Source organism: Pseudomonas sp. B14-6, from assembly GCF_013260315.1.
Lineage (GTDB): Bacteria > Pseudomonadota > Gammaproteobacteria > Pseudomonadales > Pseudomonadaceae > Aquipseudomonas > Aquipseudomonas mandelii.
Genome location: NZ_CP053929.1, coordinates 997,193 through 1,008,781 on the forward strand (window position 1 = coordinate 997,193; position 11,589 = coordinate 1,008,781).

The 11,589-nt window shown below is 60.2% G+C and carries 8 protein-coding genes; all 8 read left to right on the plus strand.

Translation table 11 applies throughout. The features are described from left to right. The first annotated feature begins 103 nt into the window (after positions 1–103). The 8 genes from HP062_RS04540 (at position 104) to moaA (ending at position 11,585) form a co-directional block, all read left to right on the plus strand. Complete coding sequence (locus tag HP062_RS04540) at positions 104–1,408, plus strand: nitrate/nitrite transporter (protein ID WP_172790911.1); 1,305 nt, start codon at positions 104–106, stop codon at positions 1,406–1,408. Beyond that, entirely contained in the window at positions 1,386–2,783 is a 1,398-nt protein-coding gene (locus tag HP062_RS04545) for a NarK family nitrate/nitrite MFS transporter (RefSeq protein ID WP_077748435.1), read from the plus strand. The genes HP062_RS04540 and HP062_RS04545 overlap by 23 nt, the downstream gene beginning before the upstream one ends. A 69-nt stretch (positions 2,784–2,852) precedes the next feature. Continuing rightward, positions 2,853–6,626, plus strand: coding sequence for a nitrate reductase subunit alpha (locus HP062_RS04550; protein ID WP_172790912.1), 3,774 nt, complete (start codon positions 2,853–2,855; stop codon positions 6,624–6,626). A 1-nt stretch (position 6,627) separates the two neighbouring features. Beyond that, positions 6,628–8,166, plus strand: coding sequence for a nitrate reductase subunit beta (gene narH / locus HP062_RS04555; protein ID WP_010460230.1), 1,539 nt, complete (start codon positions 6,628–6,630; stop codon positions 8,164–8,166). 2 nt (positions 8,167–8,168) lie between these two features. Beyond that, entirely contained in the window at positions 8,169–8,924 is a 756-nt protein-coding gene (gene narJ / locus HP062_RS04560; RefSeq protein ID WP_010460232.1) for a nitrate reductase molybdenum cofactor assembly chaperone, read from the plus strand. Further along, the gene (gene narI, locus HP062_RS04565) at positions 8,917–9,597 is read left to right on the plus strand and encodes a respiratory nitrate reductase subunit gamma (protein WP_010460234.1); all 681 of its coding nucleotides are present in this window, start codon (positions 8,917–8,919) and stop codon (positions 9,595–9,597) included. Before narJ ends, narI begins: the two co-directional genes overlap by 8 nt. A gap of 10 nt (positions 9,598–9,607) precedes the next feature. Further along, positions 9,608–10,567, plus strand: coding sequence for a peptidylprolyl isomerase (locus HP062_RS04570; RefSeq protein WP_077748439.1), 960 nt, complete (start codon positions 9,608–9,610; stop codon positions 10,565–10,567). 25 nt (positions 10,568–10,592) lie between these two features. Continuing rightward, positions 10,593–11,585: a GTP 3',8-cyclase MoaA gene (gene moaA / locus HP062_RS04575; RefSeq protein ID WP_154911717.1), complete on the plus strand. Its 993-nt coding sequence runs from the start codon at positions 10,593–10,595 to the stop codon at positions 11,583–11,585. Positions 11,586–11,589: the final 4 nt, after the last annotated feature.

Consider the following 11,589-nt stretch of genomic DNA (forward strand, 5'->3'; position numbering starts at 1 on the left):
CAAGCATAGGCCTATGCCCCCATGGGCTTCGTTGACGTAGGTCAAGTTTTTGCGGGGTTGGCCTCTCTAGTCTGCCGCCATGGCTAACTGACTGGAGAGCATTGTGACCGAACCCCGTGTACGACAAGGCCTGGTGCTGGGCATGAGCACATTGGCCTTCACTGTCTGCTTCATGGTCTGGATGATGTTTGCCGTGCTCGGGGTGCCGATCAAGGACCTTCTCCAGCTCAACGAAACCCAGTTCGGCCTGCTGGCCGCGACGCCGGTGCTGACCGGTTCGCTGGTGCGTCTGCCACTGGGGCTGCTGACCGACCGCTTTGGTGGGCGCAGCGTGTTCTTCCTGCTGATGCTGGCCTGCGTCGCGCCGTTGTACCTGATCAGTCACGCCACCGCCTATTGGCAGTTCCTGGTGCTGGGCTTGTTCGTCGGCCTGGCCGGCGGCTCGTTCTCGGTGGGGATTGCCTACGTCGCCAAATGGTTCGACAAGGATAATCAGGGCTTCGCCATGGGCATCTTCGGCGCCGGTAACGCCGGAGCCGCGGTGACCAAGTTTCTGGCCCCGGCATTGATCGCTGCCGGCAGTTGGCAGTTGGTGCCGAAAGTTTTCAGCGCCATTCTATTTATCACCGCGCTGTTGTTCTGGTTCCTCAGCGCCGAGAACAAAAACCACCGCAGCGCTTCGGGCGCCACGTTGCGTGAGCAATTGAGTTCGCTGAAGGACCCGGCCGTGTGGCGCTACTGCCAGTACTACTCGATCGTCTTCGGTGGCTACGTCGCCCTCGCGCTGTGGATGACCAAATACTACGTACAGGAATACGGTTTCAGCCTGCAAAGCGCGGCGCTGCTGGCGGCCTGTTTTTCCCTGCCCGGTGGCGTGCTGCGTGCGGTCGGTGGCTGGATGTCGGATCGCTGGGGTGCGCAAAGCGTGACCTGGTGGGTGTTGTGGGTCAGCTGGATCTGCCTGTTCCTGCTCTCGTATCCCCAGACCCAACTGCAAGTGCAAACGATCAACGGCCCGGTGGATTTTCACATCGGCCTCAACCCTGCGCTGTTCACCGTACTGCTGTTCGTCATGGGCATCGCCTTCGCGTTCGGCAAGGCCTCGGTCTTCAAATACATCGCCAATGACTACCCGAAAAACATGGGTGCGGTGTCCGGCATCGTCGGCCTCGCCGGTGGCCTGGGCGGCTTCGTGTTGCCAATCCTGTTCGGCGCCCTGGTGGACCTCACCGGCGTGCGCTCTTCCTGCTTCATGTTGATGTACGGCGTGGTCTGGGTCTCCCTCACCTGGATGTACTTCAGCGAAATACGCAAAAGCCCGGTGCTGGGTAAAGCGCCGCTGCTGACACCGTCCCCGATTTCCAGCATTGCCCTAGGAGAAGAACATGTCCGTTCTGCAAAAGCCTGACAAAGGCCCGGTCATTCATGACTGGCGCCCCGAGGACCCCGCTTTCTGGGGAAGTAGCGGTAAACAGACCGCAACGCGCAACTTGTGGATTTCCATTCCTGCGCTGCTGCTGGCCTTTGCGGTGTGGATGGTCTGGAGCACGGTGATCGTGCGTTTGAACGCCATCGGTTTCTCCTTCACCACCGACCAGCTGTTCTGGCTGGCGGCGTTGCCGGGGCTGTCCGGGGCGACCTTGCGGATCTTCTATTCCTTTATGGTGCCGATCTTCGGTGGCCGTCGCTGGACCGCCCTGAGCACCGCGTCGCTGTTGCTGCCATCGATCTGGATGGGCTTCGCCGTGCAGGACCCGAGCACCTCCTACAGCGTGTTCGTGTTGATTGCGTTGCTCTGCGGTTTTGGTGGCGGCAACTTCGCGTCGAGCATGTCCAACATCAGTTTCTTCTATCCCAAGTCGCAGCAGGGCACGGCCCTTGGCCTCAACGCGGGGCTGGGTAACCTGGGCGTCTCGGTGATGCAGTTCTGTGTGCCGCTGGTGATTACCTTCGGTGTGTTCGGTTTCATGGGCGGCTCGCCGCAAGCACTGCCGGACGGCGGCCAGTTGTGGTTGCAGAACGCCGGCTTCATCTGGGTACCGTTTATTGTCCTGGTGACCGTGCTGGCCTGGTTTGGCATGAATGATCTGTCCAGTGCCCGGGCCTCGTTCAGCGAACAGGCGGTGATCTTCAAACGCAAACACAACTGGCTGATGTGCTGGTTGTACCTGGCGACCTTCGGTTCGTTCATCGGTTTCTCCGCCGCGTTTCCGCTGCTGATCAAAACCTCGTTCCCTGACGTCATTGCCTTGAAATTCGCTTTCCTCGGCCCGTTGGTGGGTGCGCTGGTGCGTCCATTGGGCGGCTGGCTGGCGGACAAGCTCGGCGGTGCGAAGGTGACCTTGTGGAACTTCGTGCTGATGATCGTGATGGTCTTCGGTGTTCTGCACTTTCTTCCCGAAAGTGGCCAGGGCGGCAACTTCTACGGCTTCCTCGGCCTGTTCATGCTGCTGTTTATCACCACCGGCGTCGGCAATGGCTCCACCTTCCGCATGATCCCGGTGATCTTCCGCACCCAGCATGAGAAAGCCTCGGCTGGAAAATCAGCCGCCGTGCGCGAACAAGCGCTGAAAAATGCCGGCAAAGAGTCCGCTGCCGTCCTGGGCTTCAGTTCGGCCATGGGCGCCTTCGGTGCGTTCTTCATTCCCAAATCCTTCGGTTCTTCGATGGCCCTGACCGGCGGCCCGGAGATGGCCTTCTACATGTTCGTCGGCTTTTACCTGAGCTGCATCGTGGTGACGTGGTGGTGGTACGCGCGCAAAGGCGCCGCGACACCCTGCTGAGCCGAGCTGCATCCAACCATTGCGTGGGCGGGGCACAGACCCCGCGACAAAGCCTGAGAGGACTACACCGTGAGTCATTTACTGGATCAATTGCGGTTTTTCAACCGCAAGCAAAACGAGTTTTCCGACGGTCATGGCGAGACCCGCAAAGAGTCCCGTGACTGGGAGAACGTCTACCGTTCGCGCTGGCAGTACGACAAGATCGTGCGTTCCACCCACGGGGTGAACTGCACCGGTTCCTGCTCGTGGAAAATCTACGTCAAGAACGGCCTGATCACCTGGGAAACCCAGCAGACCGACTACCCGCGTACCCGTAACGATCTGCCGAACCATGAGCCCCGTGGCTGTCCGCGTGGTGCCAGTTACAGCTGGTACATCTACAGCGCCAACCGGCTCAAGTACCCGAAAATCCGCAAGCCATTGCTCAAGCTCTGGCGCGATGCGCGGCAGACCATGGCGCCAGTGGAAGCCTGGGCCAGCATCGTCGAGGACAAGGCCAAGGCCGACTCCTATAAAAGCAAGCGTGGCATGGGTGGCTTCATCCGCTCCAACTGGGAGGAAGTCAACGAGATCATTGCCGCGGCCAACGTCTATACGATCAAGCAATACGGCCCGGACCGGATCGTCGGCTTCTCGCCGATCCCGGCCATGTCGATGGTCAGCTATGCCGCAGGCTCGCGTTACCTGTCGCTGATCGGTGGCGCCTGCCTGAGTTTCTACGACTGGTACTGCGACTTGCCACCGGCCTCGCCGATGGTCTGGGGCGAGCAGACCGACGTGCCGGAATCGGCCGACTGGTACAACTCCAACTACATCATTGCCTGGGGTTCCAACGTCCCGCAAACCCGTACCCCCGACGCGCACTTCTTCACCGAAGTCCGTTACAAGGGCACCAAGACGGTCGCGATCACCCCGGATTACTCGGAAGTCGCCAAACTCACCGACCTGTGGCTGAACCCTAAACAAGGCACCGATGCGGCGCTGGCCCAGGCGTTCAACCATGTGATCTTCAAAGAATTCCACCTGGACAAACCGAGCGCCTATTTCACCGACTACGCCAAGCGCTTCACCGATTTGCCGGTGCTGGTGCTGCTCAAGCAAATGGTCGACAAGGCACCGGGCGCCGGTTACCAGCCAGACCGTTTCCTGCGCGCCAGCGACCTGACCGACAACCTCGGCCAGGAAAACAACCCGGAATGGAAAACCATCGCGCTGGATGTCAGTGGCGAACTGGTGTCCCCTCAGGGCTCCATCGGCTATCGCTGGGGCGAGAAGGGCAAGTGGAACATCCTTCCCCGCGAAGGCGGCGAAGGCCGTGAGATCGATCTGAAGCTGAGCCTGATCGGCGATGACGTGGCCGAAGTGGCGTTCCCGTATTTTGCCGGCGAGTCCCACGAACACTTCCAGCACGTGGCCGGCGATGCCGTGCAATACCGCCGCGTGCCGGTACACAGCGTGGTGCTGGCGGACGGCAGTGTGGCCAAAGTCGCCACCGTGTTCGACCTGTCGGCGGCCAATCTGGCGATCGACCGTGGCTTGGGGGGTGAAAACGTCGCCAAGGATTACAACGACGCCTCGGTGCCCGGCACCCCGGCCTGGCAGGAGCAGATCACTGGCGTCAGCCGCGAGAAGGCCATCCAGATCGCCCGTGAGTTCGCCGACAACGCCGACAAGACCAAGGGCCGCTCGATGATCATCGTCGGCGCGGCGATGAACCACTGGTACCACATGGACATGAACTACCGCGGGCTGATCAACATGCTCATGCTCTGTGGGTGTGTCGGTCAGACCGGTGGCGGTTGGGCGCACTACGTTGGCCAGGAAAAACTCCGTCCGCAATGCGGCTGGCTGCCATTGGCGTTCGGCCTGGACTGGAACCGTCCGCCTCGCCAGATGAACGGCACCAGCTTCTTCTACGCTCACAGTTCGCAGTGGCGCCACGAGAAGATGAGCATGCACGACGTGCTCTCGCCATTGGCCGATAAATCACAATTCCCTGAGCATGCCCTGGACTACAACATCCGCGCCGAACGCGCCGGCTGGTTGCCCAGCGCACCGCAACTCAACACTAACCCTTTGCACATTTGCCGTGACGCGGCGGCGGCCGGCATGGACCCGAAAGACTACGTGGTCAAGTCGTTGCAGGACGGTTCGCTGCGCTTCTCCTGCGAACAGCCGGACAGCCCGGTCAACTTCCCGCGCAACATGTTCATCTGGCGTTCCAACCTGCTGGGCTCCTCGGGCAAGGGCCACGAGTACATGCTCAAGTACCTGCTGGGCACCAAAAACGGGGTGATGAACGAAGACATCGGCCAGGTCGGCGATTGCAAACCTGAAGAAGCCGAATGGGTGGATGAGGGCGCCATCGGCAAGCTTGATCTGGTCACTACGCTGGACTTCCGCATGTCCTCGACCTGCGTCTATTCCGACATCGTGTTGCCGACCGCAACCTGGTACGAAAAAGACGACATGAACACCTCGGACATGCACCCGTTCATTCACCCGTTGTCGGCAGCGATCGACCCGGCGTGGGAATCGCGTTCCGACTGGGAAATCTACAAAGGCATCGCCAAGGCGTTTTCCAGTATGTCCGAAGGGCACCTGGGCGTTGAGAAGGATCTGGTGACCATCCCGCTGATGCACGACAGCGTCGGCGAACTGGCCCAGCCGTTTGGCGGCACCGACTGGAAAAGCGACGGCGTGGCACCGGTGCCGGGCAAGAACGCACCCAACCTGCATGTGGTCGAGCGTGACTACCCGAACATCTACAAACAGTTCTCGTCCCTCGGGCCATTGCTGGAAAAACACGGCAACGGCGGCAAGGGCATCAACTGGAACACCGAAGACGAAGTGAAATTCCTCGGTGAACTCAATCACAAAGAAGGCGATGCCGGTATCAGCCAGGGTCGGCCAAAAATCGACACGGCCATTGATGCCGCTGAAGTGATTCTGTCCCTGGCGCCGGAAACCAACGGCCAGGTTGCGGTCAAGGCCTGGGCCGCGCTGTCGGAATTTACCGGCATCGATCACAGCCACCTGGCGCTGTCCAAGGCCCACGAGGCGATTCGTTTTCGCGACATTCAGGCACAGCCGCGCAAGATCATTTCCAGCCCGACCTGGTCGGGCCTCGAAGACGATCACGTCAGCTACAACGCCGGCTACACCAACGTTCACGAAGGGATCCCGTGGCGCACCATCACCGGTCGCCAGCAGTTCTATCAGGATCACCCGTGGATGCAGGCATTCGGTGAACAACTGATGAGTTATCGCCCGCCGGTCAACACCCGCACCATCGAAGGGGTGAAAGGCAAGCGCAGCAACGGCGAGATCGAAATCGTCCTGAACTGGATTACCCCGCATCAAAAATGGGGCATCCACAGCACCTACAGCGACAACCTGCTGATGCTCACCCTCAGCCGCGGCGGGCCGATTGTCTGGCTCTCGGAGAATGACGCGAAAAGCGCCGGCATCGAGGACAACGACTGGATCGAGTGCTTCAACGTCAACGGTGCACTGACCGCCCGGGCGGTGGTCAGCCAGCGCGTCAAGGACGGCATGGTGATGATGTATCACGCACAGGAGCGGATCGTGAACGTGCCAGGTTCGGAAACCACCAAGACCCGTGGCGGCCACCACAACTCGGTTACCCGCGTCGTGCTCAAGCCGACCCACATGATCGGCGGCTATGCGCAGCAAGCCTACGGTTTCAACTATTACGGCACGGTCGGTTGCAACCGCGATGAGTTCGTCGTGGTGCGCAAAATGTCCAAAGTCGACTGGCTCGATGGTTCAAGTGGCGATGACCTGCCACGTCCGCTGCCGACCGATATTGAGGAGAACTGAGATGAAGATTCGCTCACAAATCGGCATGGTTCTGAACCTGGACAAATGCATCGGTTGCCACACCTGTTCGATCACCTGCAAAAACGTCTGGACCAGCCGCGAAGGCATGGAATACGCCTGGTTCAACAACGTCGAATCAAAACCCGGGATCGGCTACCCGAAAGAATGGGAAAACCAGGACAAGTGGAAGGGCGGCTGGATCCGCAACGCCAACGGCACGATCAACCCGCGCATCGGCGGTAAATTCCGCGTGCTGGCAAACATTTTCGCCAACCCGGACCTGCCGAGCCTCGACGACTACTACGAACCGTTCGATTTCGATTACCAGCACCTGCACACCGCGCCGCTGGGCGAGCATCAACCCACCGCGCGTCCGCGTTCGCTGATCTCCGGCAAGCGCATGGAAAAAATCGAGTGGGGTCCGAACTGGGAAGAAATCCTCGGCACCGAATTCGCCAAACGTCGCAAGGACAAGAACTTCGACAAGATTCAGGCGGACATTTACGGCGAGTACGAAAACACGTTCATGATGTATTTGCCGCGCCTGTGCGAGCACTGCCTCAACCCGACGTGCGCGGCGTCGTGCCCGAGCGGGGCGATCTACAAGCGTGAAGAAGACGGCATTGTCCTGATCGACCAGGAGAAATGCCGTGGCTGGCGGATGTGCATCAGCGGCTGCCCGTACAAGAAGATCTATTTCAACTGGAAAAGCGGTAAGTCCGAGAAATGCATCTTCTGCTACCCGCGTATCGAAGCCGGGATGCCGACCGTTTGCGCGGAAACTTGCGTCGGGCGCATCCGCTACCTCGGCGTGCTGCTGTATGACGCCGACCGCATCAGCGAAGTGGCGAGCACCGCCAATGAGCAGGACCTGTACGAGAAACAACTGGAGATCTTCCTCGATCCGAACGATCCGGCAGTGATTCGTCAGGCCCTGGCCGATGGCGTACCGCAATCGGTGATCGATTCAGCCCAGCGTTCGCCGGTCTACAAAATGGCCGTGGACTGGAAACTCGCCCTGCCGCTGCACCCGGAATACCGCACCTTGCCGATGGTCTGGTACGTGCCGCCACTGTCGCCGATCCAGAACGCTGCCACTGCCGGCACCGTCGGCATGAACGGGGTGATCCCGGATGTCGACAGCCTGCGTATTCCCCTGAAGTACCTGGCGAACCTGCTGACGGCGGGTGATGAAAAACCGGTCAAGCGTGCGCTTAAACGCTTGCTGGCGATGCGCGCCTACAAACGTTCCGAGCAAGTCGACGGCGTGCAGGACCTGCAGGTGCTGGCGGATGTCGGCCTGAGTGTGGCCCAGGTCGAGGAGATGTATCGCTACCTGGCAATCGCCAACTACGAAGACCGCTTTGTGGTACCGAGCGCGCACCGTGAAGACGCCATGAGCGACGCCTTTGCCGAGCGCTCCGGTTGCGGTTTCAGCTTTGGTAGCGGCTGCAGCGGCAGTTCCGACACCAACATGTTCGGTGCGAAGAAAGCCAACCGCCGCGACATCCTGAAAACCGTCCAGTTGTGGGAGGAATGAGCATGCAAATTCTCAAAGTGATTTCGCTGCTGCTCGATTACCCGACCGAGACACTGATTGGCGGTCGCGACGAACTCGAGCAAGCGATCATCCAGTCACGGGAAATCAGCCCCAAGCAACGCGGCGCGTTGTTCGAATTGTTGGAGTTGATCTGCGCCAATGACCTGATGGATGGGCAGGAGCACTACGGTGCGCTGTTCGGTCGAGGTCGCTCGCTGTCGCTGCTCTTGTTCGAGCACGTGCATGGCGAATCCCGCGATCGTGGCCAGGCGATGGTCGACATGATGGCGCAATACGAAGAAGCCGGTTTTGCCATCGGTGTCAAAGAGCTGCCCGATTACATCCCGCTGTACCTGGAGTTCCTGTCCACCCGCGAAGACATCGAGGCCCGGGAGGGCCTGGCGGATGTGTCGCACTTGCTGGCCTTGCTCGCGGCGCGTCTTGAAGAGCGTGAAAGTGCCTATGCCAGCTGCTTCCGGGCGCTGCTGCAAATTGCCGGGGCCGAGCCGCATCAAGCGGTGGCCGACCTGCGGGCGCAGGTGGCGGCGGAGCCGCGCGACGACTCCCTGGAAGCCCTCGACAAGATCTGGGAAGAGGAGGCCGTGGACTTTCTCCAGGCCGAACAGCAGGACCGTTGCAGTGGACTGCCAAGCGCACCGGGCAAGGCCCGGGAAGAAAGCGCGGTGCCGTTGCACTGGGTGGATTTTCAGCATGAAGGGTTGGCCGTCGTGCCGGCCAAGGAGGTAGGCAATGTCTAAATGGAACCTGTTGTTGTTCGGGGTCTATCCCTACGTCGCCCTGGCGATTTGCCTGATTGGCAGCTGGGCGCGTTTCGATCTGTCGCAGTACACCTGGAAGGCCGGCTCGAGCCAGATGCTCAATCAGCGCGGCATGCGCGTGGCGAGCAACTTTTTCCACATCGGTGTGTTGTTCGTACTGGCCGGACACTTTGTCGGCCTGCTGACCCCGGCGTCGGTGTATCACCACGTGATCAGCACTGAGAACAAGCAGTTGCTGGCGATGGTGTCCGGTGGCTTCTTTGGTCTGTTGTGCCTGATTGGCTTGCTGATGCTGGTCAATCGGCGGCTCACCGATCCACGGGTCCGCGCCACGTCCAGCCCCTCGGACATTCTGGTTCTGCTGGTGCTGCTGGCGCAGTTGCTGCTGGGGCTGCTGACGATCGTTGCGTCCACCGCGCACATGGACGGCTCGGTGATGGTGATGCTCGCCGATTGGGCACAGAACACCGTGTTGTTGCGTCCGGTGGAAGCCGCGGCGGCCATCGCGCCGGTCGGGCTGATCTACAAGCTGCATGTGTTTCTCGGTTTGACCCTGTTTGTGCTGTTCCCCTTCACCCGTCTCGTACACATGATCAGCGCACCGATCTGGTACCTGGGGCGTCGTTATCAAATCGTTCGTCAGAAGTACTGAGGAGACAATCATGTCAGGTGGATGCGGATGTGGTGGCGGTAATGGGGGCAGCGGTGGCTGCGGTTCTTCAAAAAAAGCGGAGGCCGTTCTCGACATGGCGCCGGTCGCAGAGGCGCAGTTCGAGGCGCTGCCGGTTGAGCCCGCAGGGGCCGATGACGCCCCGGCGCAGTTGATCGCCAGCAGTGAACAGGAGTGGCCGATCATCAGCGTCAACGAGGTGTCGATCACCCCGGAAGCGATGGCGCTGGAGCTGCAATATCATCCGGCCGAAAGCCGCGAAGAAGCGGTGTACCTGGCCGCCAGGGCGTTGGTGATCCGCGAGTTGTTGCAGCAGCGCATTGCCGAACTCGGCGTATCGATGGAGATCGGTGCTGGCGAGAACGAAGAAGAAGCGGCCACGCGTTTGTTGCTTGAACGCGAGGTGCATGTGCCGCAGTGCGACGAGGAAACCAGTCTTCGTTACTACGAAAACAATCGCGGGCGCTTTCACAGCGCACCATTGCTGGCGGTACGGCACATCCTGCTCGAATGTGCGCCGGACGATGTAGAGGCGCGCAGCCTTGCGCATGTTCAGGCGGAAGTCCTGCTGCAACGTCTGGATGAATTCCCCGGCACTTTCGCCGAACTGGCGTTGAAATATTCGGCCTGCCCTTCGAAGGCTCAGGGTGGTTCTTTGGGGCAGATCAGTAAGGGCCAGACCGTGCCTGAACTGGAACGTCAGTTGTTCACTCTGGCACCGGGCCTGGCCAGCAAACCGCTGGAAAGTCGCTACGGCTGGCATGTGGTCAGTGTCGATCAGCGGATCGAAGGCATGCCGTTGCCCTATGAAGTGGTGTCGACGGCGATCCGCACGCAGTTGCAGCAAGGCGTGTGGCAAAAAGCCCTGGTGCAATACCTGCAAACCCTGATTGGTGCGGCGGATATTCGCGGTATCCATTTGCAGGGCGCCGACTCACCGCTGGTGCAGTGAGCATCGAGGCAAACCGGGAGATGTGATGAACGCTGTAATGCAGGATGGCTTTGGACGGCAGATTGATTATCTGCGGATGTCGGTGACGGACCGCTGTGATTTTCGCTGTGTGTATTGCATGGCCAAAAACATGACCTTCCTGCCGCGTCAGCAGGTGCTCACCCTTGAAGAGTTGCAGCGTTTGGCAACGCTGTTCGTTGGCCTGGGTGTACGCAAGATTCGCCTGACCGGCGGCGAGCCGCTGATTCGTCCGGGCATTGTCGAACTTTGTCGCAACATCGCCGCGTTGCCCGGTTTGCGCGAATTGGTGATGACCAGCAACGGCTCGCAGCTGGGCCGTCTGGCCCGGCCGTTGGTCGATGCCGGGGTGAAGCGGATGAACATCAGCCTCGATAGCCTGGACGGGCAGAAGTTTCGCGCGATCACCCGCATTGGCGATCTCGATCAAGTGCTCAACGGCATCGAGGCAGCACGGGACGCGGGGTTCGAGCGGATCAAACTCAACTGCGTGGTGATGAAGGGCCGCAACTTTGATGAAGTCCCGGCGTTGGTGCAGTACGCCATCGACCAGCGCATCGATATCAGTTTCATCGAGGAAATGCCCTTGGGCGATGTCGGGCGTTCCCGGGGTGAATCGTTGTGTTCCAGCGACGAGGTTCGGTCGCTGATCGCCAGCCAGCATCGGTTACTCGACAGCACCGAAAACAGCGGCGGACCGGCACGCTATGTGCGTCTGGAACGCCATCCAGAGACCCGGATCGGCTTCATTTCACCCAACAGCCACAACTTCTGCGGCAGCTGCAACCGGGTACGGATGACCGTTGAAGGGAAGCTGTTGCTGTGTTTAGGGCAGGACGATGCCCTGGATTTAAGAGGATTGCTGCGGCGTTATCCGCTGGATGATCAGCCCGTGATCAATGCCGTGCAGAAGGCCTTGCGCGGCAAACCGTTGCGCCACGATTTCAGCCCCGAAGGGGAGGTGCAGATTGTACGGTTCATGAACATGAGTGGCGGTTGAGCTG